This is a genomic window from Trinickia sp. (assembly GCF_036503415.1).
Lineage (GTDB): Bacteria > Pseudomonadota > Gammaproteobacteria > Burkholderiales > Burkholderiaceae > Trinickia.
This window is the reverse complement of record NZ_DASXWY010000074.1, coordinates 19,778-45,048: the sequence shown is the minus strand read 5'-3', so window position 1 is coordinate 45,048 and position 25,271 is coordinate 19,778. Positions and strand designations below refer to the sequence as shown.

Here is a 25,271-nt window from a genome sequence, read left to right as displayed (position 1 = left end):
CTTTCTACCCGATCGAGCCTTGGCGGGCGCGCGCTCCACGCGAGTGCGACCGATGGTTTTCACCCGTTCGCCGCGACGGCGCGACGGCATACGCAAAGGCATGGACACATCATGGAATTGACGGGCGCGGAGATCCTGATCCGCTGTCTTCAGGAAGAAGGCGTCGACTACGTCTTCGGCTACCCCGGCGGGGCGGTCCTCAACATCTACGACGAGCTTTTCAAGCAGACGCGGGTCAAGCACGTGCTCGTGCGCCACGAGCAGGGCGCGGTCCACGCGGCCGACGGCTATTCGCGCTCGTCGCACAAGATCGTCGTGGCGCTGGTCACCTCGGGGCCGGGCGTCACGAATGCGGTGACCGGTATCGCGACCGCGTACATGGATTCGATCCCGATGGTCGTCATCACCGGGCAGGTGCCGACGGCCGCGATCGGGCAGGACGCGTTCCAGGAATGCGACACGGTCGGCATCACGCGTCCGTGCGTGAAGCACAACTTCCTCGTGAAAGACGTGCGCGAGCTCGCGGCCACGGTCAAGAAGGCGTTTTACATCGCGCGTACGGGGCGCCCCGGCCCTGTGTTGATCGATATCCCGAAAGACATCTCGAAAATGCCGTGCGAGTACGAGCCCGTGAAGAGCGTCTCGTTGCGCTCGTACAACCCGGTGACGAAGGGCCATTCGGGGCAGATTCGCAAGGCGGTCTCCCTGCTGCTGTCGGCCAAGCGCCCCTATATCTATACGGGCGGCGGCATCGTGCTGGCCGACGCGTCGCGCGAGCTCAACCAGTTCGTCGATCTGCTCGGCTACCCGGTCACGAACACGCTGATGGGGCTCGGCGCCTATCGCGCGAGCGACAGGAAGTTCCTCGGCATGCTCGGCATGCATGGGACGTACGAAGCCAACATGGCGATGCAGAACTGCGACGTGCTGATCGCAATCGGCGCGCGGTTCGACGATCGCGTGATCGGCGATCCGCAGCATTTCTCGTCGCGTCCACGCAAGATCATCCACGTTGACATCGACCCGTCGTCGATCAGCAAGCGGGTGAAAGTCGATATCCCGATCGTCGGAGACGTGAAAGAAGTGCTCAAGGAGCTCATCGAGCAGCTCCAGCATGCGGAGCACGGGCCCGATACGGAGGCCCTCGCGCAGTGGTGGAAAGAGATCGAGGCCTGGCGCGAGAAGAACTGCCTCAAGTACGACCGCGCGAGCACGATCATCAAGCCGCAGTACGTCGTCGAAAAGCTGTGGGAGTTGACGGACGGCAACGCATTCGTTTGCTCGGACGTCGGCCAGCACCAGATGTGGGCCGCGCAATTCTATCGCTTCGACAAGCCGCGCCGCTGGATCAACTCGGGCGGCCTCGGCACGATGGGCTTCGGTCTGCCGGCCGCGATGGGCGTCAAGATGGCGCACCCCGAGTCCGAGGTCGTCTGCATCACGGGCGAAGGGTCCATCCAGATGTGCATCCAGGAACTGTCGACCTGTAAACAGTACGACACGCCCGTCAAGATCATTTCGCTCAACAACCGCTATCTGGGCATGGTCCGCCAGTGGCAGCAGATCGAATACAGCAAGCGCTATTCGCATTCCTATATGGATGCGCTGCCGGACTTCGTGAAACTGGCCGAAGCGTATGGCCATGTCGGCATTCGCGTCGAAAAAACGGCGGATGTCGAACCCGCATTGAAGGAGGCGCTGCGTCTCAAGGATCGCACCGTGTTTCTAGATTTCCAGACCGATCCGACAGAAAACGTCTGGCCGATGGTTCAAGCCGGCAAGGGCATCACCGAGATGCTGCTCGGCGCCGAGGACCTCTAACGACGGCCGGTGCCGCGCGCGGCCCGCGTTCGTCCGCCCGCCTTCACGAAAGGCGCGAAGCGGCGAGCGGGAGCGGCGGCATCGCTTCGCATCGACATCTGGATAAAACGGGAAACTCGAAATGAGACACATCATCTCCGTCCTGCTGGAAAACGAACCGGGTGCGCTCTCGCGCATCGTCGGTCTTTTTTCGGCACGCGGCTACAACATTGAAACCTTGACGGTGGCGCCGACCGAGGATCGCTCGCTCTCGCGCCTGACCATCGTCTCCATTGGCTCGGACGACGTGATCGAACAGATCACGAAGCACTTGAACCGCCTGATCGAGGTGGTGAAGGTGGTCGACTTGACCGAAGGCGCCCACATCGAGCGCGAGCTGATGCTGATCAAGGTCCGCGCGGTCGGCAAGGAGCGCGAAGAAATGAAGCGGATGGCGGATATCTTCCGCGGCCGCATCATCGATGTGACCGAGAAGACCTATACGATCGAGCTGACAGGCGCGAGCGACAAGCTCGATGCCTTCATCGAGGCGCTCGACACGACGGTGATCCTCGAGACGGTCCGCACGGGCAGCTCGGGTATCGGCCGCGGCGAGCGGATACTGAAGGTCTGAGGCCGGTACGACCGGTGCCTTGCCTGCGAAACGCGAAGCCAGGGCACCGCCCAGCAGTTCATTGAATCGAATCGATTAAGCGAAGGAACGAACATGAAAGTTTTCTACGATAAAGACGCCGACCTCTCCCTCATCAAGGGTAAGGACATCACGATCATCGGCTACGGCTCGCAAGGCCATGCCCACGCGTTGAACCTCAAGGACAGCGGCGTGCGCGTGACGGTCGGCCTGCGCCGCGGCGGTGCATCGTGGAAGAAGGCCGAAGGCGCGGGCCTCGCGGTCAAGGAAGTGGCCGAAGCCGTGAAGGGCGCTGACGTCGTCATGATGCTGCTGCCCGACGAGCAGATCGCCGAGGTCTACAAGACCGAAGTGCATGCGAACATCAAGGAAGGCGCGGCGCTCGCCTTCGCGCACGGCTTCAACGTGCATTACGGCCAGGTAATTCCGCGCGCCGATCTCGACGTGATCATGATCGCGCCGAAGGCCCCGGGCCACACCGTGCGCGGCACGTACTCGCAAGGCGGCGGCGTGCCCCACCTGATCGCGGTGGCGCAGGACAAGTCGGGCGCGGCGCGCGACATCGCGCTCTCGTACGCGGCGGCCAACGGCGGCGGACGCGCGGGCATCATCGAAACGAACTTCCGCGAAGAAACCGAGACGGACCTCTTCGGCGAGCAGGCCGTGCTCTGCGGCGGCACCGTCGAGCTCATCAAGGCCGGTTTCGAAACGCTGGTCGAGGCCGGTTATGCGCCCGAAATGGCCTACTTCGAATGCCTGCATGAGCTGAAGCTCATCGTCGATCTGATCTACGAAGGCGGCATCGCCAACATGAACTACTCGATCTCGAACAACGCCGAATACGGCGAATACGTGACGGGGCCGCGCGTCGTCACCGAAGAGACGAAGAAGGTCATGAAGGACGTGCTCAAGGATATCCAGACGGGCGAGTACGCGAAGAGCTTCATCCTCGAAAACCGCGCTGGCGCACCGACGCTGCAGTCGCGCCGCCGTCTGATGGCCGAGCACCAGATCGAGCAGGTCGGCGAGAAGCTGCGCGCGATGATGCCCTGGATCGCGAAGAACAAGCTCGTCGACCAGTCGAAGAACTGATTTTCGCGCGTCAATGGCGGGCCTCGCTCGGCACAGCGCTGAAAAAGGTCCGCTCGCGAAAGGAATGTGCAATACCTGAGGCCGTCCCGCGCGTCGTGCGCCGGACGGCTTTTGCTATCCTATGGTTTTACAAAAAGACTGAACCGATCCATGAATTACCCTCATCCGATCATCGCGCGCGAAGGCTGGCCATTCATCGCGATTGCCGCTGTCCTCGCGCTCGTGATCCATGCGATCGCGGGGTTCGGCGTGGCGTGGCTCTTCTGGCTGCTGCTCGTCTTCGTCGTGCAATTCTTCCGCGATCCGCCGCGCCCGATTCCGAGCGAGCCGAACGCGGTGCTGTGCCCGGCCGATGGCCGCATCGTCGCAGTCGAGACTACGCTCGATCCCTACGCCGGTCGCGAAGCGCTCAAAATCAGCGTGTTCATGAACGTCTTCAATGTGCATTCGCAACGCTCGCCCGTTGACGGCGCCATCACGAAGGTCGAGTACTTTCCGGGTGCCTACCTGAATGCAGCCGTCGATAAAGCCTCGCTCGAAAACGAACGCAATGCGGTCGTCATCGAGACAGGCAGCGGCCATACGGTGACCGCGGTGCAGATCGCCGGCCTCATCGCGCGGCGCATTCTCTGCTACGTGCGTGCAGGCGAGCCGCTCGCGCGGGGGCAGCGCTATGGCTTCATCCGCTTCGGTTCGCGCGTCGATGTCTATCTGCCGCTCGGCAGCCGCGCCCGTGTCTCGATCGGCGAGAAGGTGTATGCCTCCTCGACGATCCTCGCCGAGCTTTGAGCCTGGCTCGAGGAGAGTTCGATGGCCGCATTCAAACCGCGTCGCCCACGCGCCGGAAAATCGGCGCTGCCGCGGCCGTTTCGCCGTCATAAGATGTTTCCCGGGGAAGGCCAGCGGGACGGCTCCATGGGGGACGCCGGATCGGGCGGTGCCCCCGCGCCGGCCGAAAGGCGCCGCGCGGCACGCCAGCAGTTCCTGCGCAAGCGCGGCATCTATCTGCTGCCGAACGCGTTTACGACGGCCGCGCTTTTCTGCGGGTTCTTCGCCGTGGTACAGGCGATGAACGTGCGCTTCGAAATTGCGGCGATCGCCATTTTCGTCGCAATGGTGCTCGACGGCATGGACGGGCGCGTCGCCCGCATGACACATACCCAAAGCGCCTTCGGCGAGCAGTTCGACAGCCTGTCCGACATGGTCTCGTTCGGCGTCGCGCCGGCGCTCGTCATGTACGAGTGGATTTTGAAAGATCTCGGGCGATGGGGATGGCTTGCCGCCTTCGTCTACTGTTCGGGCGCCGCGCTGCGGCTCGCGCGCTTCAATACGAATATCGGCGTGGTCGACAAGCGTTTCTTCCAGGGCTTGCCGAGCCCGGCCGCTGCCGCGCTGATCGCGGGCTTCGTCTGGCTCGCGACCGATAACCGGGTGCCGCTCAAGCTCGTGTGGCTGCCGTGGGTGGCATTCGGCCTCACGGTTTATGCCGGGGTGACGATGGTGTCCAATGCACCGTTTTACAGCGGCAAGGCGCTCGACGTGCGGCATCGCGTGCCGTTCGCGGCCATCTTGCTGGTCGTCATGGCGTTCGTGCTCGTTTCGTCCGATCCGCCCCTCATGCTGTTCGGCCTTTTCGTGCTTTACGGCCTTTCCGGCTACGCGTTCTGGGCCTATCTGTCACTGCGCCGTCGTGCCAATCCTGCCCGCTCGGCTCCGCACGACTGATCCGCTGCGGCGCCGCTCGGGGTTTTCCGCGCGGCGCCGGGCGATTGCACGTTTTTGCGAATGCCGTTATATTCGGCGACATGCCGAAATTCGCATTTCCCCTCCTGTCGTTTCTAGCCGGTGCGCCGCTATGCGGTCTCGCGCCTGCGCTCGCGCACCTATCGCGCTGACCGTTTTCGCCCCCGTCTGCCTCGTTCGTTGTTCGGCGTCGCCAGCGGTGGCCACGCCGCAATTCCCCTTATCGAACGCACCTATCATCGTCCCTGGAGACCCGAGATGGCAGACAAGCTGATTATTTTCGACACGACGTTGCGCGATGGTGAGCAATCGCCGGGCGCGTCGATGACGAAAGACGAAAAAATTCGCATCGCGAGGCAGCTCGAGCGGATGAAGGTCGATGTGATCGAGGCCGGTTTCGCGGCGAGTTCCAATGGCGATTTCGACGCCATCAATGCGATCGCCTCGATCATCAAGGAAAGCACGGTCTGCTCGCTCGCGCGTGCGAACGACAAGGACATCCAGCGGGCCGCCGATGCATTGCGTCCGGCCGAGCGTTTCCGTATTCATACGTTTATCGCGACTTCTCCGCTGCACATGGAGAAGAAGCTGCGCATGACGCCCGAACAGGTCTACGAGCAGGCTCGGCTTGCCGTGCGCTTCGCGCGCAAATTCACGAACGATGTCGAGTTTTCGCCCGAAGACGGCAGCCGTTCCGATATGGACTTCCTGTGTCGCGTGCTCGAAGCGGTCATCGACGAGGGCGCGACCACGATCAATATCGCCGACACGGTCGGCTACGGCGTCCCCGAGCTCTACGGCAACCTCGTCAAGACGTTGCGCGAGCGCATTCCGAATTCGGACAAGGCCGTGTTCTCGGTGCATTGCCATAACGACCTCGGCATGGCCGTCGCGAACTCGCTCGCGGGCGTGAAGATCGGGGGCGCGCGTCAGGTCGAATGCACGATCAACGGCCTGGGCGAGCGTGCCGGCAATACGGCGCTGGAAGAAATCGTGATGGCCGTCAGGACGCGCAAAGACCACTTCGGTCTCGAACTCGGCATCGACGCGACGCAGATCGTGCCCGCATCGAAGCTCGTCTCGCAGATCACCGGCTTCGTCGTGCAACCGAACAAGGCGGTGGTGGGCGCCAATGCGTTCGCTCACGCATCCGGGATTCATCAGGACGGTGTGCTCAAGGCTCGCGATACGTACGAGATCATGCGCGCCGAGGATGTGGGCTGGTCGGCCAACAAGATCGTGCTGGGCAAGCTCTCGGGCCGCAACGCGTTCAAGCAGCGCCTGCAGGAACTGCACGTCACGCTCGACAGCGAAACCGAGGTCAACGCCGCATTTTCGCGTTTCAAGGAACTCGCGGACCGCAAGGCCGAGATCTTCGACGAAGACATCATCGCGATCGTTTCCGAGGAATCGGCCGAAGCGCAGGAGCGGGAGCACTACAAGTTCGTCTCGCTTTCGCAGCGCTCGGAGACCGGCGAGCGGCCGCATGCGCGCATCGTGATATCGGTGGGCGGCAAGGAAGTGGTCGGCGAGGCTGACGGCAACGGTCCCGTCGACGCGACGCTCAATGCCATCGAAGCACAGGCCGCGAGCGGCTCGGAACTGTTGCTGTACTCGGTGAACGCCATTACGACGGGTACGCAGGCCCAAGGCGAGGTGACGGTGCGGCTCTCGAAGAGCGGGCGCATCGTGAACGGTGTCGGTACCGATCCCGATATCGTCGCGGCCTCGGCAAAGGCCTATATCTCGGCGCTCAACAAGCTCTATTCGGGAGCCGACAAGGTCAACCCGCAACGCCCCGAGCTTTGACGACGACGCGCCGTGCAGCGGCGCGACTTCACGCAGCGATCGAAAGGCCTTCCCCGGAAGGCCTTTTTGCTGTTCAGCGTCCCGCGCGGCTCAGCCGTGCGCAGCCACAGTCGCGAGAATCAACAAAATGAAGGCCACCACCGCAATGACGGCGTGCACGATGACGATGGCCTTCGGCAGCGCCAGATGCTTCCAGTGGTAGCTCAGATTCATGAAGGCTCCGCCCGCGGCAGCCAGCACGAACAGGACAATGGCAGCGATCGCGAGGCCTGGCACGCCTACCGTCGCGGCGCCGTAGATGAGCAGAGTGAGGGCGGCGGCTGCCAGTGTGCCGTGCAGCATCGCCAGGGAAGTCGGAGGGTAGTCCTTGCCGGCGAAACGCATGCCGGCCATGACCACCCCGCCTACGGCCGCAATGGCAAAAAGCACCGTTGCAGTCAGGAGAATTCGGAACGGCTCCATCGACACCTCCCTGCGAGCTGGGGATGCTTTTTTAGGGAGCAATCCGCGTGCCTAGCGCAAACCCATCAGGCGCGCATGCCTCATGCCACCGCGTTGCGCCACATCACAACCCGAAGCGGTGACGATCGGGGTCGTGCAGCGGGTCCGGGGTCTTTTGGGTGAGCCGCAATATGCCGGCATCGTCGAAATAAAAGCTGTACATCATGTACCAGACATTGGCTTCCAGATAGCGATAGGTCCAGACCTCGCGCTTCATCAGCGGAAAGTAGGAGGTCTCGACGGGCCGGCCGAAGTTGACGAGCACATCGCGCCGCGTCCATTGGCCGATCTGGGCCTTATAGAACTCGCTCGGTTGCAGCACCTGCCGCAGGCTCTGTACCTTGCCCGTCGGGTCGACATCGGCCGCCATCGTGATTTCGCCCATCGGCTGGGTCGGCCACATCAGACGTTTGCCGCCGCTGGGCAGATCGTAGATTTCGCGCGGCGGCCCGAAACGGGCGACGAGTGCCGACTGGTCCTCGCCGGGCTGAAAGTGCTCCCACGGCGGCACGCATCCGGCCAAGAGCGCCGCGGCTGCCAGCGTGGCGTAAAGACGCATTCGCATCGACATGAAAATCCTCCATTTGCCTCGCGTTTCGCCGGCAGTTCGTTGCATTGCGCCTTCGCGCATCCCAGCGGCGTTTTATCACGGGTTCGGCCACCGTGCATGGCGAGCGGTCCACGCTTGCGGCGCGGCGCCGCACGCCCTATGATCCGCGCTTCGAGCGATTCAGAGCAAGAGGAAGACATACCGATGATGCAATGGGCGGCCCGTGTGGCGGTGGCAATCGTGGCTGGGGCGTGGGCGTTGGCCGCGGCGGCGGCAGGTCCGGGCGGCGAGCCCGTCCGGCTGGCATTGATCGAGGGCATGTCCGGGCCATTCGCCGACGCCGGCGCGGCCGTGGAGCGCAATCTGCGCTTCGGCATCGAGCGGGTGAACCAGCGCGGCGGCGTGATGCTCGCCGACGGCGCCCATCCGCTCGAACTCGTCGTGCTGGACAGCCGCGGCAGCGTCGAGCAGGCGCTCGTCGAAGAGCGCGTCGCGGCGGACCGGCGCATTCCGTTCATCCTGCAAGGCAACAGCTCGGCCGTGGCTGCCGCGCTCATCGCGGCTATCGACAAGCACAACGCTCGCGAGCCGGACAACCGTCAATTGTTCCTCAACTACTCGGCCGACGATCCCGCATTGACGGAAGCCGGCTGCAGTTTCTGGCACTTTCGCTTCGATGCGCACGCGGGCATGCGCATGAACGCGCTGGCGACCGTCATCGCCGGGGACCGCGCGATCAGGAAGGTCTACCTGTTCAATCAGGACTACAGCTTCGGGCACGACGTGAGCGCGCTGGCTCGCGCCGCGCTCGGCGAAAAGCGCCCCGACATCGCCATCGTGGGCGACGAGTTCCACCCGATCGGCCGGATCAAGGATTTCACGCCCTATATCGCCAAGATCCGCGCGAGCGGCGCCGACGCCGTCGTCACGGGCAATTGGGGCAACGATCTCACGCTGCTCGTGAAGGCGGCCCGGGAGCAGGGCTTCGCGGGCAAGTTCTATACGTTTTACGGCAACAGCCTGGGAGCACCGGCGGCGCTCGGCGATGCCGGAGTGAAGCGCGTGCTGGCGGTGGCTGATTGGCATCCGAACGCCGGCGCGTCAGCCCTGTTTCCGGATCGGGCGGCCGGGGCGAATCCGGCGGCCTCGGACGCTTACTACGCCGCTTTCCGAACGCGTTTCCCGGCCGCGCGGGACGACTACCCCGTCTTGCGCATGGAAATCATGATCGAAATGCTTGCCGCGGCGATTTCCCGCGCGCATACGACTCGGGCCGAGGACGTCGCCCGGGCGCTCGAGGGCATGGATTACGAAAACGGCTTTCAACACGTCACGATGCGGGCCGACGATCATCAGCTCATCCAGCCCCTTTATGTGATGGAGATGGACAAAGCCGGCACGCCGGGCGTTCGATTCGACAACGAGGGGTCGGGTTACGGCTTTCGCACGGTCCTGGCGCTGCCGCGCGCCCAGACGGTGCCGCCTGTCATGTGCAGGATGAAACGCCCTTGAGCCCCCCATTACGGGCGGGTGGCCGCCACGACGGTCTGTGCTAGAATACGCGCTTCGTTTTTGTAGTACCGTTTCGTAGTAGTCCGATTACCCACGGCACGGCCCTTCTTCCGTGACCGCTTGTTCGTAACAAAGGAAATCACATGTCTGTTGCTGATATCAACAAGTCCGAAGTCGTCGCGAAGTTCGCTCGCGGCGCGAATGACACGGGCTCGCCCGAAGTGCAGGTGGCGTTGCTGACCTCGCGCATCAACGAGTTGACGTCCCATTTCAAGTCGCACTCGAAGGATCACCACAGCCGGCGCGGCCTGCTGCGCATGGTGAGCCGCCGTCGCAAGCTGCTCGACTACCTGAAGAATAAAGACGCCGACCGTTACCGTTCGCTGATCGAGCAGCTGGGTCTGCGTAAGTAACCGGCAAACGTCGTTTTGTGCGAGATGCCTGTGTCAGGTTGCTGATGCAGGCATTTTGTTTTTGTGCCGCGACGGCGCGGATCGGCCGCGCGGCAAGTCGTCCCGAAGCGGGCGGAGCATTGTGTCATTCCAGTACGACGCACGCGTGATTCGCGAGCATGGCGCTGGAATGGCATAACACTTCTCTTCCCGCAGGTGTGTCGGCACGCTGGCGCGCCAGCTGCCCCTCGAACGAGCGGATTGCGGCTTGCGCGCTGAAGATGAACACAAAAAGTGAGAAGGAGTGACCATGTCCATATTCAATAAGGTCGTCAAGGAATTCAAGTGGGGGCAGCACAACGTTCGCCTCGAAACCGGTGAAGTTGCTCGTCAGGCCTCCGGCGCAGTCATCGTCGACATCGAAGACACCGTCGTTCTCGCCACCGTCGTCGGTGCGAAGACGGCCAAGCCCGGTCAGGACTTTTTCCCGCTGACGGTCGATTACATCGAAAAGACCTATTCGGCCGGCAAGATTCCGGGCGGATTCTTTCGCCGCGAAGGGCGCCCGTCCGAGCACGAGACGTTGACCTCGCGCCTGATCGACCGGCCGCTGCGTCCGCTCTTTCCCGAGGGCTTCTACAACGAAGTGCAGGTCGTCATCCACGTCCTGTCGGTGAATCCCGAGATCCCGGCGGATATTCCGGCCCTGATCGGCGCATCGGCCGCGCTTGCCGTGTCGGGACTGCCGTTCCACGGCCCCGTCGGCGCCGCGCGTGTCGCCTACATCGATAACCAGTACGTACTGAACCCGACGCGCTCGCAGACGAAGGAATCGCGCCTCGAACTCATCGTGGCCGGCACCGAGCGTGCCGTGCTGATGGTCGAGTCGGAAGCGGATCAACTGCCCGAAGACATCATGCTCGGCGCAGTCGTCTTCGGTCACGAGCAGATGCAAACGGCGATCGATGCCATTCACGAGCTCGTGCGCGAGGGCGGCAAGCCCGAGTGGGACTGGCAGCCGGCAGCCAGGGACGAGGCGCTGATCGCCCGCGTGACGGAACTCGCGCATGGCGAACTCGTCGCCGCCTATCAGCTGCGCAACAAGCAGGCGCGCTCGGCCAAGCTGAAGGAAATCTATGCCCAAACCGGCGTGAAGCTCGACGAGGAAGCGCTGGCGGCCGGCAAGATGCCGACCGACAAGACGGCCGTCGGCAACATCCTGTTCGACATCGAGGCAAAGATCGTCCGCAGTCAGATCCTCGACGGCGAGCCGCGCATCGACGGCCGCGACACGCGTACCGTTCGCCCGATCGAGATCCGCACGGGCGTGCTGCCGCGCACGCACGGCTCGGCGCTCTTCACGCGCGGGGAAACGCAGGCGCTCGTCGTTGCCACGCTCGGCACGCGGGGTGACGAACAGATCATCGACGCGCTCGAAGGCGAATATCGCGAGCGCTTCATGCTTCACTACAACATGCCTCCGTTCGCAACGGGCGAAACGGGGCGCGTGGGCTCGCCGAAGCGTCGCGAAATCGGTCACGGCCGCCTGGCCAAGCGTGCGCTCGTGGCGTGCCTGCCCACGGCCGAAGAGTTCGGCTATTCGATTCGCGTCGTCTCGGAAATCACCGAGTCGAACGGCTCGTCGTCGATGGCGTCCGTCTGCGGCGGCTGCCTGGCGCTGATGGATGCGGGCGTGCCGATGAAGGCGCACGTCGCTGGCATCGCGATGGGTCTGATCCTCGAAGGCAACAAGTTCGCCGTGCTGACGGACATCCTCGGTGACGAGGACCACCTCGGCGATATGGACTTCAAGGTGGCCGGCACGGCCGAAGGCGTGACCGCGCTGCAGATGGACATCAAGATCCAGGGCATCACGAAGGAAATCATGCAGGTCGCGCTCGCGCAGGCGAAAGAAGGGCGCATGCATATCCTCGGCAAGATGAAGGAAGCCGTGGCCGGTGCGAGCGACCAGCTCTCCGAATTCGCGCCGCGCATGATCACCGTCAAGATCAACCCCGAGAAGATTCGCGACGTGATCGGCAAGGGCGGCTCGGTGATCCGTGCCCTGACGGAAGAAACCGGCACCACGATCGACATCTCGGACGACGGCGTCGTCACGATCGCCAGCACGAGCAGCGAAGGCATGGCCGAAGCGAAGCGCCGCATCGAAGCGATCACGGTTGAGGTCGAGGTAGGCCAGGTCTACGAAGGCACGGTGCTCAAGCTCCTCGAGTTCGGCGCCATCGTCAACATCTTGCCGGGCAAGGACGGGTTGCTGCACATTTCCGAGATCGCGAACGAGCGTATCAAGGACATCAAGGACTACCTCTCCGAAGGTCAGCAGGTGAAGGTCAAGGTCATCCAGACGGACGAGAAGGGACGCGTGCGCCTGTCGGCCAAGGCCCTGTTGAACGACGCCGCGTCGGGCGCCGCTCAGCCCGAGTCCGCGCCGCAGCAGTAATGCGGTGACGGGCGCAAACGGCCGGCCGTGCTTCGCGCACGCCGGCCGTTTTTTTGCCGTGCTCCTCCCCGCGCGGGGCCGACCGGGATCGGCGCTTCGGCGCATACTTGGGGCCCAGCGGCGAAGGCGCACGATGCTTCTCGCATGTGCGCGATCGATGAAGATTTGAGCCAAGGGTGATGCGGATGAAAGCAATCGAAATTACCGAATTCGGCGGACCGGAAGTCCTCGCGCTGGCCGAGCGGCCCATGCCGGAACCGAGAGCCGGCGAGGTGCTGCTCAAGGTCGCGGCCTCGGGCGTCAATCGGCCGGACGTCTTTCAGCGCAAGGGTGCTTACGCACCGCCGCCGGGGGCATCGGACTTGCCGGGCCTCGAAGTCGCCGGCGAGATCGTCGGCGGCACGCTCGAGGGGAAACACAATCCGTTCGGGCTCAAGATGGGCGATCGCGTCTGCGCGCTGCTCGCCGGGGGCGGCTACGCGCAGTACGTGGCCGTGCCGCTCGCGCAGTGTCTGCCGGTGCCGGCCGGTCTCACCGATGTGGAAGCGGCCTCGCTGCCGGAGACGTTCTTCACGGTCTGGAGCAATGTCTTCGAGCGCGCGCAACTGGGTGCGGGCGAAGGGGGCGCGAACGAGACGCTGCTCGTGCAAGGCGGCTCGAGTGGCATCGGCGTGGCGGCGATCCAGATCGCCCACGCCGCGGGGTTCCGTGTCTTTGCAACCGCCGGCACCGCCGAAAAGTGCAAGGCGTGCGAGGCGCTCGGCGCGGAGCGCGCGATCAACTACAAGTCCGAGGATTTCGTCGAAGTGGTGAAGTCGCTCACGAACGACCGGGGTGTCGACGTGATCCTCGATATGGTCGCGGGCGGTTACGTGCCGCGCGAGCTGTCGGCGCTGGCCGACGGCGGCCGTCTCGTCATCATCGCGCTGCTGGGCGGCGCCAAGGCCGAGCTCAACCTGGGCGAGGTGCTGCGCCGGCGGCTCACGATCACGGGGTCGACGCTGCGGGCACGGGCGGTGGACTTCAAGGCGCGCGTGGCGGCCGAGCTCAAAACGCACGTCTGGCCGCACCTGGAAGCGGGCCGCATCAAGCCCATCGTCTATCGTGTGCTGCCGGCGCACGAGGCGAAGGAGGCGCATGCGCTGATGGAAAGCGGCGAGCATATCGGCAAAATCGTGCTTGACTGGACGCTCACGGTTTGACCCGGTCCGCCCGCGCACAGTAAAATTGCGCGTTTTGCGTGCGCGGCAGCCGCGGCAGCGGCGGGCGGCACGATAGCCGAGGGGGCAGAACAGGCATGGCGAACGAGCGGGCGAAGCGGACAAAGTGGGTAGTCGGTAACTGGAAGATGCACGGGCGGCTCGCCGAAAACGAGGCGCTCTTGCGCGCGTTGCTGCAGGCGGGCTCCATTACGGAGACGGTCCGCATTGGCGTATGCGTGCCGGCTCCGTATCTCGCGCAAACCGAAGCGCTGCTGCGCAGCGGGCCGCTGGCGTGGGGCGTGCAAGATGTTTCGGCGTACACGCACGGCGCCTATACAGGCGAAACCGCGGCTGAAATGGCGGCCGAATTTGGTGCCACGCTTGCCATCGTCGGCCATTCCGAGCGCCGCGCTTATCACGGCGAAACGTCGGAGGTCGTCGCGCTCAAAGCGCAGCGCGCGCTGGCGGCGGGTCTGACGCCGATCGTCTGCGTGGGCGAAACGCTCCAGCAGCGCGAAACCGGCGCGACGCAAGCGGTTGTCGGGGCGCAGATCGATGCCGTGCTCGACACGCTTTCCGTGCAGGAGCTGGCGCGCATCGTCGTGGCCTACGAGCCCGTGTGGGCCATCGGGACAGGCAAGAGCGCCACGGTCGACGAAGCGCAGCAAGTGCACGCGTTCCTGCGTGCCCGCCTCGCGGCGAAAGACGCGGGCCTGGCGGACGTCACGCTGCTTTATGGCGGCAGCGTGAAGCCGGACAACGCGGAAGCCTTGTTCGGCCAGGCCGATATCGACGGCGGCCTCATCGGCGGCGCGTCGCTCAAGAGCCATGATTTTTTGGCGATCTGCATGGCGGCGAGCACGGCTCGCGCCGTGTGACGTGCAGATCGCTGCAGCACGGGGCGCCCGAGCGCCGCGTGTCAAACCATAACTTAGGTGGGTGTCATGCTGTTTTTCAAAACGTTGATCATCGTCGTGCAGCTGTTGTCGGCGCTCGGCATCATTGGCCTCGTCCTGCTTCAGCACGGCAAGGGCGCGGACATGGGTGCGGCATTCGGTAGCGGCGCATCGGGAAGCTTGTTCGGTGCGACGGGCTCTGCCAACTTCCTGTCACGAACGACGGCCGTTCTCGCGGCAGTGTTTTTCGTGACGACGCTCGCGTTGACGTACATCGGCTCGTACAAGTCGCGGCCCTCGGCAGGTGTCCTCGGTGCGATCCCGACGGTGAGTGCGCCCGCCTCGGCGGCGTCTGCAGCGGCGCCCGTGTCGGCACCAGCACCGGCCGTGCCCGGTCAGACGGTACCGAAGTAATTTTTCGTTGGGCGACGCATTCGTGCGTTGAACAATTTTGATAGACGGGTTAGAATTTAAGTCTTGAAGCGATTCGCGGGTCTTCGAACAAGTTGTGCGAGTTTGTCCGGGATTGCAATTAGTGCCGACGTGGTGAAATTGGTAGACACGCTATCTTGAGGGGGTAGTGGCGAAAGCTGTGCGAGTTCGAGTCTCGCCGTCGGCACCAAAGTTATCCAATGCCAGCCGCATGCTTCGCTTCGGCTGGCATTGTCACTTCTGGGGTTTGCTTGCGGCATGCTTGCAATGCCATGACGAAGTGGTTTTCGATCGCGGATGCACCAGTTTCTCCGTGGCACTCAGAACCAACCGATAGAGGATAGTCTTGAACCTCGCAGCCTACTTCCCCGTTCTGTTATTCCTTCTCGTGGGCCTGGGTTTAGGCATTGCGCTTGTCAGCATTGGCAAGATCCTCGGTCCGAACAGGCCCGACAGTCAAAAGAATTCGCCTTACGAGTGCGGCTTCGAGGCATTCGAAGACGCGCGCATGAAGTTCGACGTGCGTTACTACCTCGTGGCCATCCTCTTCATCATTTTCGATATCGAGACCGCGTTCCTGTTTCCGTGGGGCGTTGCCCTGCGCGACATCGGCTGGCCCGGCTTCATGGCGATGATGATTTTCCTGCTCGAACTCCTGCTGGGCTTTGCCTACATCTGGAGGAAGGGCGGACTCGATTGGGAGTGATGGGTTAATCGCCGGTGTCTCGCGGAGGGCCAAGCGCCGGTCGTTCCGCCTGGAGTGCAAAGCAAATGAGTATCGAAGGGGTCTTGAAGGAAGGGTTTGTCACCACCACGGCTGACAAGCTGATCAACTGGACGCGCACGGGCTCGCTCTGGCCCATGACGTTCGGTCTCGCATGTTGCGCGGTCGAGATGATGCATGCGGGCGCGGCCCGCTACGACCTCGACCGCTTCGGCGTGGTGTTCCGCCCGAGCCCGCGCCAGTCGGACGTCATGATCGTCGCCGGCACGCTGTGCAATAAGATGGCACCGGCGCTGCGCAAGGTGTACGACCAGATGGCCGAGCCGCGCTGGGTCATTTCGATGGGTTCGTGCGCGAACGGCGGCGGTTACTACCACTACTCGTATTCGGTTGTGCGGGGATGCGACCGCATCGTGCCCGTCGACGTCTACGTGCCCGGCTGTCCGCCGACCGCGGAGGCGTTGGTCTACGGCGTGATCCAGCTGCAAGCGAAGATCCGGCGTACCAGCACCATCGCCCGTCAATAAGCCTGAGGCTCCCCACAATATGGCAAGCAAACTCGAGACCCTCAAAGCGAACCTCGAGACGGCCTTCGGCGGCCGTCTTTCGAGCCTAACCGAATCGGTCGGCGAATTGACGATCGTCGTCAAGGCGGACGACTTCCTGGATATCGCGAAGCGTCTGCGCGACGACCGCGCGCTCGGGTTCGAGCAACTGATCGATCTGGCTGGCGTCGACTATCAGACCTATGGCGACGGCGCCTACGACGGCCCGCGCTTCGCGGCCGTGCTCCATCTGCTGTCGGTATCGAACAACTGGCGTCTTCGCGTGCGCGTGTTCGCCCCCGACGATGAAATGCCGATCGTCCCGTCCGTCGTCGACATCTGGAATTCGGCGAATTGGTACGAACGCGAGGCGTTCGACCTTTACGGCATCGTCTTCGAAGGCCATCCGGATCTGCGCCGCATTCTGACCGACTACGGTTTCATCGGACATCCGTTCCGCAAGGATTTCCCTGTCTCCGGTTACGTCGAGATGCGTTATGACCCGCAAGAGCAGCGCGTCGTCTATCAGCCGGTGACGATCGAGCCGCGCGAAATCACGCCGCGCGTGATCCGCGAGGATCGCTACGGCGGTATGAAACACTGAGAGAGCGCCATGGCAGAGATCAAGAACTACACGCTCAACTTCGGCCCGCAGCACCCGGCAGCGCACGGCGTGCTGCGCCTCGTGCTCGAGCTCGATGGCGAAGTCATCCAGCGCGCCGATCCGCATATCGGCCTGCTGCATCGCGCGACCGAAAAGCTCGCCGAGAGCAAGACCTTCATTCAATCCGTGCCCTACATGGACCGCCTCGACTATGTGTCGATGATGGTCAACGAGCACGGCTATGTGCTCGCGATCGAAAAGCTGCTCGGCATCGACGTGCCGATCCGCGCGAAATACATCCGGGTGCTGTTCGACGAAGTCACGCGCGTGCTGAACCACCTCATGTGGATCGGCGCGCACGCGCTCGACGTCGGCGCAATGGCCGTGTTCCTTTATGCGTTCCGTGAGCGTGAAGACCTGATGGACGTCTACGAGGCGGTCTCGGGCGCGCGCATGCATGCAGCGTATTATCGGCCGGGCGGCGTCTATCGCGATCTGCCTGACGCGATGCCGCAATACAAGGCGTCGAAGATTCGCAACGCGAAGGCGCTCGAACGGATGAACGAGGCGCGCCAAGGCTCGGTGCTCGATTTCATCGACGATTTCTTCACGCGCTTTCCGACCTGCGTCGACGAGTACGAAACGCTGCTCACCGACAATCGCATCTGGAAGCAGCGCCTCGTCGGTATCGGCGTCGTGAGTCCGGAGCGCGCGCTGCAGCTCGGCATGACGGGGCCGATGTTGCGCGGCTCGGGCATCGAATGGGATTTGCGCAAGAAGCAGCCGTACGAAGTCTACGACCAGATGGATTTCGATATTCCCGTTGGCGTGAACGGCGATTGCTACGACCGGTATCTGGTACGGGTCGAGGAAATGCGCCAGTCGACGCGCATCGCGAAGCAGTGCATCGAATGGCTGCGCAAGAATCCCGGCCCCGTGATGATCGACAATCACAAGATCGCGCCGCCTTCGCGCGTTGCGATGAAGTCGAACATGGAAGAGCTGATTCACCACTTCAAGCTCTTCACGGAGGGTTTCCATGTGCCCGAAGGCGAGGCGTATGCGGCCGTCGAGCATCCGAAGGGCGAGTTCGGCATCTACTTGATCTCGGACGGCGCGAACAAGCCGTACCGGCTCAAGATTCGCGCGCCGGGCTACGCACATCTCGCAGCGCTCGACGAAATGGCGCGTGGCCATATGATCGCGGACGCTGTCACGATCATCGGTACGCAGGACATCGTGTTCGGCGAAATCGACCGCTGAGCGCCTGGCCGTATGTTGCGCGTCCCAGGCGGGGCGCCGCAGACGGCGAGCGCCGCGGGTCGCAAAGAACGCCGGGTCCGCCGCCACGGCTGGGCAAGCAGGAAACGGGTGGCGGGTTTTCGTTCGGTAGGTATTGAAAGAGTCGTGTCTGAAAATGATCTCAGCTGAAGGCCTGAAAGAAATCGATCGCGCGGTGGCGAAGTATCCCGCCGATCAGAAACAGTCCGCCGTGATGTCGGCGTTGGCCGTCGCTCAGGAAGAGCACGGCTGGCTCTCGCCCGAGCTCATGCAGTTCGTCGCGGACTACCTCCAGATGCCGGCCGTGGCCGTGCAGGAGGTGGCGACGTTCTACACCATGTACGAGACCTCGCCTGTCGGCAAGCACAAGATCACGCTTTGCACGAATCTGCCCTGCCAGCTCGGTCCCGATGGCGGTGCCGAGAGCGCGGCCGAGTACCTGAAGCAAAAGCTTGGCATCGACTTCGGCGAGACCACGCCCGACGGCAAGTTCACGCTCAAGGAAGGCGAGTGCATGGGCTCGTGCGGCGACGCCCCGGTACTGCTCGTGAACAACCACCGTATGTGCAGCTTCATGAGCCGCGAGAAGATCGACCAGCTGCTCGAGGAGCTTTCGAAATGACGTCATTGCACGATCGCCATATCAAACCGCTGATTCTCGCGGGCCTTAACGGCGAGAACTGGCACCTCGAAGACTACGTCGCGCGCGGCGGCTACAAGCAACTGCGCCGTATTCTCGAAGAGAAGATTCCGCCGGAGCAGGTCATTGCCGACGTGAAGGCGTCGGGCTTGCGCGGCCGCGGCGGTGCCGGCTTTCCGACCGGCCTCAAATGGAGCTTCATGCCGCGCCAGTTTCCGGGGCAGAAGTATCTCGTATGCAACTCGGACGAAGGCGAGCCCGGCACGTTCAAGGATCGCGACATCCTGCGCTGGAATCCGCATTCGCTGATCGAGGGGATGGCCATCGGCGCTTACGCGATGGGCATCACGGTCGGCTACAACTACATTCACGGCGAGATCTGGGAAGTCTACAAGCGCTTCGAAGAGGCGCTCGACGAGGCTCGCCGCGCGGGCTTTCTGGGCGAGAACATCCTCGGTTCGGGTTTCTCGTTCGAGCTCTATGCGCACCATGGCTACGGCGCTTACATTTGCGGCGAAGAGACGGCGCTGCTCGAATCGCTCGAAGGCAAGAAGGGCCAGCCTCGCTTCAAGCCGCCGTTCCCGGCGAGCTTCGGCGTGTACGGCAAGCCCACGACGATCAACAACACCGAAACGTTCGCGGCCGTGCCGTTTCTGCTCGAGATCGGGCCGCAGGCCTATCTTGAACTGGGCAAGCCGAACAACGGCGGCACGAAGATTTTCTCCGTGTCGGGCGACGTCGAACGTCCCGGCAACTATGAAGTGCCGCTCGGCACACCGTTCGCCACGCTCATGGAGCTGGCCGGCGGCATGCGCGGCGGCAGGAAGCTGAAGGCGGTCATTCCGGGCGGCTCGTCCGCGCCGGTCGTGCCGGGCGACATCATGATGCAAACCGATCTCGACTACGATTCGATCGCCAAGGCCGGGTCGATGCTGGGTTCGGGCGCCGTCATCGTCATGGACGAGACACGCTGCATGGTGCGCTCGCTGCTGCGCCTGTCGTACTTCTACTATGAAGAGTCGTGCGGCCAGTGCACGCCGTGCCGCGAAGGCACGGGCTGGCTGTGGCGCGTCGTCAACCGCATCGAGCACGGCCAAGGTCGCCAGGAAGACCTCGACCTGTTGAACTCGGTGGCGGAGAACATCATGGGCCGCACCATCTGCGCGCTGGGAGACGCCGCCGCGATGCCGGTGCGCGGCATGCTCAAGCACTACTGGGACGAATTCGCATATCACGTCGAGCACAAGCGCTGCCTGGTCGGGCCGCACGCGGGTGTGCCGGCGGCGGCTGACGCGGCGCTCGCTTGACGCGGCGCGCGAAAGATCGATCGAGCGGTAAATAGGTTAAGGACCATTCACCATCATGGTTGAACTTGAAATAGACGGGAAGAAGGTCGAGGTGCCCGAAGGCAGCATGGTGATCCAGGCTGCGCATAAGGTCGACACGTACATTCCTCACTTCTGCTATCACAAGAAGCTTTCTATCGCGGCCAACTGCCGGATGTGTCTCGTCGAAGTCGAGAAGATGCCGAAGGCTGTTCCCGCCTGCGCCACGCCGGTCTCGGCGGGCATGGTCGTGCGCACGACGTCCGAGAAGGCCGTCAAGGCGCAGCAATCGGTGATGGAATTCCTGCTCATCAATCACCCGCTCGACTGCCCGATCTGCGATCAGGGCGGCGAGTGCCAGTTGCAGGACCTCGCAGTCGGCTACGGCAAGTCCGCGTCGCGTTACAGCGAGGAAAAGCGCGTGGTGTTCCACAAGAACGTCGGCCCGCTGATCTCGATGGAAGAGATGACGCGCTGCATCCACTGCACGCGCTGCGTGCGCTTCGGCCAAGAAGTGGCCGGCGTCATGGAGCTGGGCATGCTCGGCCGCGGCGAGCACTCGGAAATCACGACGTTCGTCGGCAAGACCGTCGATTCCGAACTTTCGGGGAACATGATCGATCTGTGCCCGGTCGGCGCGCTGACGAGCAAGCCGTTCCGCTATAGCGCCCGCACGTGGGAGCTCTCGCGCCGCAAGTCGGTGAGCCCGCACGATTCCGTGGGCGCCAATCTCGTCGTGCAGGTGAAGAACAACCGCGTGATGCGCGCGCTGCCGCTCGAGAACGAAGCGATCAACGAGTGCTGGATTTCGGACAAAGACCGTTTCTCGTACGAAGCGCTCAGTAGCGAGGAGCGTCTGACGCAGCCGATGATCAAGCAAGGCGGCCAGTGGCTCGAGACGGACTGGCCCACGGCGCTCGAATATGCAGCCAAGGCGCTCAAGGGTATCAGCGGGGAACACGGCGCCAATGCGCTCGCGCTGCTCGGTAGTCCGCACAGCACCGTCGAAGAACTGTTCTTGTTGAAGGCGCTCGGCAACGCGCTCGGCACCCCGAACGTCGATTTCCGCCTGCGTCAATCCGATTTCTCGGCAGCGTCGGCCGGAGCGCCGTGGCTCGGTATGCCGATCGCCGATTTGTCGCTCGTCGACGGCGGGTTCGTCATCGGTTCGTTCCTGCGCCGCGATCATCCGCTGTTGGCTGCGCGCCTGCGCCAGGCCGCACGGACCGGAGCGAAACTGCATCTGCTGCAAGCAACGGCCGATAAATCGCTGATCCCGAGCGCGAAGACGATCGTCGCCGCGCCGTCGGCCTGGCTCGATGCGCTGGCCGGTGTCGCCGCGGCGGTCTCGCAGCTGCGCGGTGCCGCCCTGCCGGAAGGCTTGGGTGGGACCGAGGCAAACTCCGCCGCGAAGGATGTCGCCGCTGCATTGACGAGCGGCGAGCGCCGTGTCGTGCTGCTCGGCAACGGCGTGGTCCAGCACCCGGACTTCGCCCGCATCCATGCGTTGGCGCACTGGATCGCGGATCAGACCGGCGCGACGCTCGGTTTCCTGACCGAAGCGGCGAATACCGTTGGCGGCCATATCGTCGGCGCGTTGCCCGGTGCGGGCGGCCTCAATGCTCACGACGCATTCGCTTCGCCGCGCAAGGGCTACGTGCTGCTCAATCTCGAGCCCGAATTCGATACGGCCAACCCCGCGCAGGCACTCGCGGCACTGGGGCAAGCCGAAACGGTCGTGATGCTCTCGTCGTTCAAGACCGGCACCGAATATGCCGACGTGTTGCTGCCGATCGCGCCGTTCACCGAGACGGCCGGCGCGTTCGTCAACGCGGAAGGCACGCTGCAGGCGTTCAACGGCGTGGTGCGCCCGCTTGGCGAAGCGCGGCCGGCATGGAAGGTGTTGCGCGTGCTGGGCAATGTGTTGGGCCTGCCGGGCTTCGATTACGACACGGTCGAGGATGTCCGTGCCGCTGCAGTGCCCGATGGTGCGATCTCGGCGCAATTGTCGAATCGCGCGAACGCAGCGCTGGCCCAAGGTGGCGCGCGCGCGTTGAAAGTGGAGAAGGGCGCGCTCGAGCGCATCTCGGACGTGCCGATCTACCATGCGGACCCGCTCGTGCGCCGCGCACCGTCGCTGCATCTGACAGCAGCCGCGCGTGTCGCGAATACGGTTGGCTTGCCTGCGGCGCTGTTCGATCAGCTCGGATTGAAAGAGGGCGATGCCGTGCGCGTGCGCCAGGGCGATCGCGCCGTGGTGGCTAGCGCAACGCGCGACGCGGACCTGGCTGAGACGGCGGTGCGCGTGTCGGCGGCGACGCCCGTCGGCGCGGCACTCGGCGGCCTCATCGGTGAACTGCTGGTGGAGAAGGCGTAAATGAGCTTGTTCGATACGATCAACGCGGGCGGCAGCGAGGTGCTCGGTGCGGCATGGCCCACGGTCTGGGCGCTCGTGCGCATCGTCGTGGTGGCGGTCGCCGTTTTGCTCTGCGTGGCCTATCTGATCCTCTGGGAGCGCAAGCTCATCGGCTGGATGCACGTGCGTCTCGGTCCGAACCGCGTCGGCCCCGCCGGTCTCCTGCAGCCGATCGCGGACGTGCTGAAGCTGCTTTTGAAGGAAGTGATTCAGCCGAGTGCGGCGAACCGGTGGCTCTACGTCATCGCGCCGATCATGACGGTGGTGCCGGCTTTCGCGGTCTGGGCCGTCATTCCGTTTCAGGCCAAAGCCGTGCTCGGGGACATCAACGCGGGTCTGCTGTATGTGATCGCGATCTCGTCGATCGGCGTGTACGGCGTGATTCTCGCGGGCTGGGCATCGAACTCGAAGTACGCGTTTCTCGGCGCGATGCGCGCCGCGGCGCAGATGGTCTCGTACGAAGTGTCGATGGGCTTCGCGCTGGTGGTCGTGCTGATGACTTCGGGCAGCCTGAACCTCTCGGACATCGTCACCTCGCAAGAGCGCGGCATCTTCGCGAGCCACGGCATCACGTTCCTCTCGTGGAACTGGCTGCCGCTCTTGCCCGTGTTCGTCGTCTATTTCATCTCGGGCATCGCCGAGACGAACCGCCACCCGTTCGATGTGGTGGAAGGGGAGTCGGAGATCGTCGCGGGCCACATGATCGATTACTCGGGTATGGCGTTCGCGCTGTTTTTCCTCGCCGAGTACATCAACATGATCGTGATCTCGGCGCTCGCGGCCACGCTTTTCCTCGGCGGCTGGAGTGCGCCGTTCGGGTTCCTGTCCTTCATCCCGGGTATTTTCTGGCTCGTCCTGAAGGTGTTTCTGCTGCTGTCCGTGTTCATCTGGGCGCGCGCCACATTCCCGCGTTATCGCTATGACCAGATCATGCGTCTGGGCTGGAAAGTGTTCCTGCCCGTGTGCATTCTCTGGGTCGTCGTGGTCGGGTTCTGGATCATGTCGCCGCTGAACATCTGGAAATGAGGGGCGCGAAGCAAATGAACGCAATCCAAAACTTCTTCAAGACGTTTTTTCTGACCGAGCTGCTGAAAGGGCTTGCGCTGACGGGTCGCTACACGTTCAAGCGCAAGTTCACGGTGCAGTTCCCCGAAGAGAAGACGCCGATCTCGCCGCGGTTTCGCGGCCTGCATGCGCTGCGCCGGTATGAAAACGGCGAAGAGCGCTGCATCGCATGCAAGCTTTGCGAGGCCGTGTGCCCCGCGATGGCGATCACGATCGAATCGGAGACGCGCGCCGACAACACTCGGCGCACGACACGCTACGACATCGATCTGACCAAATGTATTTTCTGCGGTTTTTGCGAAGAAAGCTGCCCCGTCGATTCGATCGTGGAAACACACATTCTCGAATATCACGGCGAAAAGCGCGGCGATCTGTATTTCACGAAAGACATGCTGCTCGCAGTCGGCGATCGCTATGAAACGGAGATCGCCGCGTCGAAGGCGGCGGATGCGCCGTATCGGTAACACGCACTGGCCTGACCGTTGTTGACGTGGCGCGGGAGCCGGCATCGACTCCCGCGGCATGTGCGGCGTGCTGCCTACGAAACCCAGCCTGACGATGGGCTAACGATGAACCGGTAATCATGGAATTCACTACCGTACTGTTCTACATCTTCGCGCTGCTCCTGACTGTGTCGGGGCTGAAGGTGATCACGTCGCGCAACCCCGTGGGGTCAGCGCTTTTTCTCGTGCTCGCGTTCTTCAATGCGGCCGCCATCTGGATGCTGCTCGAGGCGGAGTTCCTCGCCATTTTGCTCGTGCTGCTGTACGTCGGCGCGGTGATGGTGCTCTTCCTGTTCGTCGTGATGATGCTCGATATCAACCTCGACGTGCTGCGCAAAGACTTCAGGCGCTTCGTGCCGATGGCGACGATCGTCGGCGCGATCATCGTCGTCGAGACGGCGCTGATCCTCTGGCACGGCTACGGTGCGACGGCCACGCCGGTGCACGACGTGACGGCGGCCGGCGGTGCCGCGGGGGTGGGTGGCGCGGCCGTCATGTCGAACACGTATCTGATCGGCAAGGTCATCTATACGGACTACGTGTTCGCGTTCGAAGTCGCGGGCCTCGTGCTGCTCGTCGCGATCATCGCGGCGATCGCGCTGACCGCGCGCAAGGGTAAGGACAGCAAGCGCCAGCGCGTGTCCGACCAAGTGAAGGTGCGCGCAAAAGACCGCGTGCGTCTCGTGAAGATGCCCGCGGAGAAGGCGCTTGAAACGGCTCAGGGCCCCCAGGCGCCGGGTGAAGCGGGCGCGAACGTGGGTGCCGGTGCCGTCGGCCACAACGGCTGAGCGTCGAGGAGAAAAACATGTTGACCCTGGCTCATTACCTCGTACTTGGCGCGATCCTCTTTTCGATCGGCGTCGTCGGCATTTTCCTGAACCGTCGCAACGTCATCATCATCCTGATGGCGATCGAGCTCATGCTGCTCGCGGTGAATACGAATTTCGTCGCGTTCTCGCATTACCTCGGCGACGTGCACGGGCAGATCTTCGTCTTCTTCGTGCTGACGGTGGCCGCGGCCGAAGCGGCGATCGGCCTCGCGATTCTGGTGACTCTGTTCCGTACCCTCGACACGATCAACGTCGAGGATCTCGATCAGCTCAAAGGTTAAATTCAGGCACTGCGG

At 63.3% G+C, this 25,271-nt stretch carries 25 protein-coding genes and 1 tRNA gene; 24 read left to right on the top strand and 2 right to left on the bottom strand.

What is annotated here, in order from left to right; all coding sequences use genetic code 11:
• The first annotated feature begins 108 nt into the window (after nt 1-108).
• The 6 genes from VGL01_RS10415 to VGL01_RS10390 all read left to right on the top strand — a co-directional run bounded on the left by VGL01_RS10415 (nt 109) and on the right by VGL01_RS10390 (nt 7,096).
• Nucleotides 109-1,821: an acetolactate synthase 3 catalytic subunit gene (locus VGL01_RS10415; protein ID WP_331568958.1), complete on the top strand. Its 1,713-nt coding sequence runs from the start codon at nt 109-111 to the stop codon at nt 1,819-1,821.
• 121 nt (nt 1,822-1,942) lie between these two features.
• Complete coding sequence (ilvN, locus tag VGL01_RS10410) at nt 1,943-2,434, top strand: acetolactate synthase small subunit (RefSeq protein WP_173256566.1); 492 nt, start codon at nt 1,943-1,945, stop codon at nt 2,432-2,434.
• 93 nt (nt 2,435-2,527) lie between these two features.
• The gene (gene ilvC, locus VGL01_RS10405) at nt 2,528-3,544 is read left to right on the top strand and encodes a ketol-acid reductoisomerase (RefSeq protein ID WP_331568952.1); all 1,017 of its coding nucleotides are present in this window, start codon (nt 2,528-2,530) and stop codon (nt 3,542-3,544) included.
• A gap of 150 nt (nt 3,545-3,694) precedes the next feature.
• Complete coding sequence (locus VGL01_RS10400; protein ID WP_331568950.1) at nt 3,695-4,333, top strand: phosphatidylserine decarboxylase; 639 nt, start codon at nt 3,695-3,697, stop codon at nt 4,331-4,333.
• Between the two features lie 21 nt (nt 4,334-4,354).
• On the top strand, nt 4,355-5,269 hold the full coding sequence (gene pssA, locus VGL01_RS10395; RefSeq protein ID WP_331568948.1) for a CDP-diacylglycerol--serine O-phosphatidyltransferase: 915 nt from the start codon (nt 4,355-4,357) through the stop codon (nt 5,267-5,269).
• Between the two features lie 276 nt (nt 5,270-5,545).
• Complete coding sequence (locus VGL01_RS10390) at nt 5,546-7,096, top strand: 2-isopropylmalate synthase (protein ID WP_331568946.1); 1,551 nt, start codon at nt 5,546-5,548, stop codon at nt 7,094-7,096.
• A gap of 90 nt (nt 7,097-7,186) precedes the next feature.
• Here the strand turns inward: VGL01_RS10390 and VGL01_RS10385 are convergent, their stop codons facing one another.
• A complete protein-coding gene (locus VGL01_RS10385) occupies nt 7,187-7,558 on the bottom strand; it encodes a hypothetical protein (protein WP_331568944.1) in 372 nt (123 codons plus the stop codon).
• A 103-nt stretch (nt 7,559-7,661) separates the two neighbouring features.
• Entirely contained in the window at nt 7,662-8,162 is a 501-nt protein-coding gene (locus VGL01_RS10380; RefSeq protein ID WP_331568956.1) for a hypothetical protein, read from the bottom strand.
• Nucleotides 8,163-8,351: 189 nt separating this feature from the next.
• On the opposite strand from VGL01_RS10380, the gene VGL01_RS10375 reads away from it, so the two are divergent.
• The 18 genes from VGL01_RS10375 (at nt 8,352) to nuoK (ending at nt 25,256) form a co-directional block, all read left to right on the top strand.
• Nucleotides 8,352-9,659 (top strand): branched-chain amino acid ABC transporter substrate-binding protein, encoded by a 1,308-nt coding sequence (locus tag VGL01_RS10375; protein ID WP_331568942.1) that lies wholly within the window; start codon nt 8,352-8,354, stop codon nt 9,657-9,659.
• A gap of 143 nt (nt 9,660-9,802) precedes the next feature.
• Nucleotides 9,803-10,072, top strand: coding sequence for a 30S ribosomal protein S15 (rpsO, locus tag VGL01_RS10370; protein ID WP_173256573.1), 270 nt, complete (start codon nt 9,803-9,805; stop codon nt 10,070-10,072).
• Nucleotides 10,073-10,361: 289 nt separating this feature from the next.
• The gene (gene pnp, locus VGL01_RS10365) at nt 10,362-12,512 is read left to right on the top strand and encodes a polyribonucleotide nucleotidyltransferase (protein WP_331568940.1); all 2,151 of its coding nucleotides are present in this window, start codon (nt 10,362-10,364) and stop codon (nt 12,510-12,512) included.
• A 185-nt stretch (nt 12,513-12,697) separates the two neighbouring features.
• Entirely contained in the window at nt 12,698-13,714 is a 1,017-nt protein-coding gene (locus VGL01_RS10360; RefSeq protein WP_331568938.1) for an NAD(P)H-quinone oxidoreductase, read from the top strand.
• A gap of 95 nt (nt 13,715-13,809) precedes the next feature.
• A complete protein-coding gene (gene tpiA, locus VGL01_RS10355; protein WP_331568936.1) occupies nt 13,810-14,592 on the top strand; it encodes a triose-phosphate isomerase in 783 nt (260 codons plus the stop codon).
• A 66-nt stretch (nt 14,593-14,658) separates the two neighbouring features.
• A complete protein-coding gene (secG, locus tag VGL01_RS10350; RefSeq protein ID WP_331568934.1) occupies nt 14,659-15,024 on the top strand; it encodes a preprotein translocase subunit SecG in 366 nt (121 codons plus the stop codon).
• A gap of 123 nt (nt 15,025-15,147) precedes the next feature.
• Nucleotides 15,148-15,232 (top strand) — tRNA-Leu (locus VGL01_RS10345).
• 156 nt (nt 15,233-15,388) lie between these two features.
• Nucleotides 15,389-15,748, top strand: coding sequence for an NADH-quinone oxidoreductase subunit A (locus VGL01_RS10340; protein WP_331568932.1), 360 nt, complete (start codon nt 15,389-15,391; stop codon nt 15,746-15,748).
• Nucleotides 15,749-15,813: 65 nt separating this feature from the next.
• Complete coding sequence (locus tag VGL01_RS10335) at nt 15,814-16,293, top strand: NuoB/complex I 20 kDa subunit family protein (protein ID WP_027819582.1); 480 nt, start codon at nt 15,814-15,816, stop codon at nt 16,291-16,293.
• A gap of 19 nt (nt 16,294-16,312) precedes the next feature.
• Entirely contained in the window at nt 16,313-16,915 is a 603-nt protein-coding gene (locus VGL01_RS10330) for an NADH-quinone oxidoreductase subunit C (protein WP_331568930.1), read from the top strand.
• 9 nt (nt 16,916-16,924) lie between these two features.
• Complete coding sequence (locus tag VGL01_RS10325; protein ID WP_331568928.1) at nt 16,925-18,178, top strand: NADH-quinone oxidoreductase subunit D; 1,254 nt, start codon at nt 16,925-16,927, stop codon at nt 18,176-18,178.
• 154 nt (nt 18,179-18,332) lie between these two features.
• Nucleotides 18,333-18,818: an NADH-quinone oxidoreductase subunit NuoE gene (gene nuoE / locus VGL01_RS10320; RefSeq protein ID WP_331568926.1), complete on the top strand. Its 486-nt coding sequence runs from the start codon at nt 18,333-18,335 to the stop codon at nt 18,816-18,818.
• Complete coding sequence (nuoF, locus tag VGL01_RS10315) at nt 18,815-20,143, top strand: NADH-quinone oxidoreductase subunit NuoF (RefSeq protein WP_331568924.1); 1,329 nt, start codon at nt 18,815-18,817, stop codon at nt 20,141-20,143. Before nuoE ends, nuoF begins: the two co-directional genes overlap by 4 nt.
• A gap of 55 nt (nt 20,144-20,198) precedes the next feature.
• Nucleotides 20,199-22,538, top strand: a complete 2,340-nt coding sequence (gene nuoG, locus VGL01_RS10310) for an NADH-quinone oxidoreductase subunit NuoG (RefSeq protein WP_331568922.1) — start codon at nt 20,199-20,201, stop codon at nt 22,536-22,538.
• Nucleotides 22,539-23,603 carry an NADH-quinone oxidoreductase subunit NuoH gene (nuoH, locus tag VGL01_RS10305; RefSeq protein ID WP_331568920.1) on the top strand — a complete coding sequence of 355 codons (1,065 nt, stop codon included), beginning with the start codon at nt 22,539-22,541 and terminating at the stop codon, nt 23,601-23,603.
• 14 nt (nt 23,604-23,617) lie between these two features.
• Nucleotides 23,618-24,106 carry an NADH-quinone oxidoreductase subunit NuoI gene (gene nuoI / locus VGL01_RS10300; protein ID WP_331568918.1) on the top strand — a complete coding sequence of 163 codons (489 nt, stop codon included), beginning with the start codon at nt 23,618-23,620 and terminating at the stop codon, nt 24,104-24,106.
• Between the two features lie 119 nt (nt 24,107-24,225).
• Complete coding sequence (locus tag VGL01_RS10295; protein ID WP_331568916.1) at nt 24,226-24,933, top strand: NADH-quinone oxidoreductase subunit J; 708 nt, start codon at nt 24,226-24,228, stop codon at nt 24,931-24,933.
• 17 nt (nt 24,934-24,950) lie between these two features.
• Nucleotides 24,951-25,256: an NADH-quinone oxidoreductase subunit NuoK gene (gene nuoK / locus VGL01_RS10290; RefSeq protein ID WP_173256587.1), complete on the top strand. Its 306-nt coding sequence runs from the start codon at nt 24,951-24,953 to the stop codon at nt 25,254-25,256.
• Nucleotides 25,257-25,271: the final 15 nt, after the last annotated feature.

Bases quoted from the DNA above. Each gene is read 5' to 3' on its own strand.
- VGL01_RS10325 (WP_331568928.1), top strand. From the start codon at position 16,925: ATGGCAGAGATCAAGAACTACACGCTCAACTTCGGCCCGCAGCACCCG.
- nuoK (WP_173256587.1), top strand. From the start codon at position 24,951: ATGTTGACCCTGGCTCATTACCTCGTACTTGGCGCGATCCTCTTTTCG.
- pnp (WP_331568940.1), top strand. From the start codon at position 10,362: ATGTCCATATTCAATAAGGTCGTCAAGGAATTCAAGTGGGGGCAGCAC.
- pssA (WP_331568948.1), top strand. From the start codon at position 4,355: ATGGCCGCATTCAAACCGCGTCGCCCACGCGCCGGAAAATCGGCGCTG.
- nuoF (WP_331568924.1), top strand. From the start codon at position 18,815: ATGACGTCATTGCACGATCGCCATATCAAACCGCTGATTCTCGCGGGC.
- VGL01_RS10380 (WP_331568956.1), bottom strand. From the start codon at position 8,162: ATGCGAATGCGTCTTTACGCCACGCTGGCAGCCGCGGCGCTCTTGGCC.
- nuoI (WP_331568918.1), top strand. From the start codon at position 23,618: ATGAACGCAATCCAAAACTTCTTCAAGACGTTTTTTCTGACCGAGCTG.
- VGL01_RS10375 (WP_331568942.1), top strand. From the start codon at position 8,352: ATGATGCAATGGGCGGCCCGTGTGGCGGTGGCAATCGTGGCTGGGGCG.
- VGL01_RS10335 (WP_027819582.1), top strand. From the start codon at position 15,814: ATGAGTATCGAAGGGGTCTTGAAGGAAGGGTTTGTCACCACCACGGCT.
- ilvN (WP_173256566.1), top strand. From the start codon at position 1,943: ATGAGACACATCATCTCCGTCCTGCTGGAAAACGAACCGGGTGCGCTC.
- nuoH (WP_331568920.1), top strand. From the start codon at position 22,539: ATGAGCTTGTTCGATACGATCAACGCGGGCGGCAGCGAGGTGCTCGGT.
- VGL01_RS10360 (WP_331568938.1), top strand. From the start codon at position 12,698: ATGAAAGCAATCGAAATTACCGAATTCGGCGGACCGGAAGTCCTCGCG.
- rpsO (WP_173256573.1), top strand. From the start codon at position 9,803: ATGTCTGTTGCTGATATCAACAAGTCCGAAGTCGTCGCGAAGTTCGCT.
- VGL01_RS10385 (WP_331568944.1), bottom strand. From the start codon at position 7,558: ATGGAGCCGTTCCGAATTCTCCTGACTGCAACGGTGCTTTTTGCCATT.
- nuoE (WP_331568926.1), top strand. From the start codon at position 18,333: ATGATCTCAGCTGAAGGCCTGAAAGAAATCGATCGCGCGGTGGCGAAG.
- VGL01_RS10390 (WP_331568946.1), top strand. From the start codon at position 5,546: ATGGCAGACAAGCTGATTATTTTCGACACGACGTTGCGCGATGGTGAG.
- VGL01_RS10295 (WP_331568916.1), top strand. From the start codon at position 24,226: ATGGAATTCACTACCGTACTGTTCTACATCTTCGCGCTGCTCCTGACT.
- VGL01_RS10330 (WP_331568930.1), top strand. From the start codon at position 16,313: ATGGCAAGCAAACTCGAGACCCTCAAAGCGAACCTCGAGACGGCCTTC.
- nuoG (WP_331568922.1), top strand. From the start codon at position 20,199: ATGGTTGAACTTGAAATAGACGGGAAGAAGGTCGAGGTGCCCGAAGGC.
- secG (WP_331568934.1), top strand. From the start codon at position 14,659: ATGCTGTTTTTCAAAACGTTGATCATCGTCGTGCAGCTGTTGTCGGCG.
- VGL01_RS10400 (WP_331568950.1), top strand. From the start codon at position 3,695: ATGAATTACCCTCATCCGATCATCGCGCGCGAAGGCTGGCCATTCATC.
- ilvC (WP_331568952.1), top strand. From the start codon at position 2,528: ATGAAAGTTTTCTACGATAAAGACGCCGACCTCTCCCTCATCAAGGGT.
- tpiA (WP_331568936.1), top strand. From the start codon at position 13,810: ATGGCGAACGAGCGGGCGAAGCGGACAAAGTGGGTAGTCGGTAACTGG.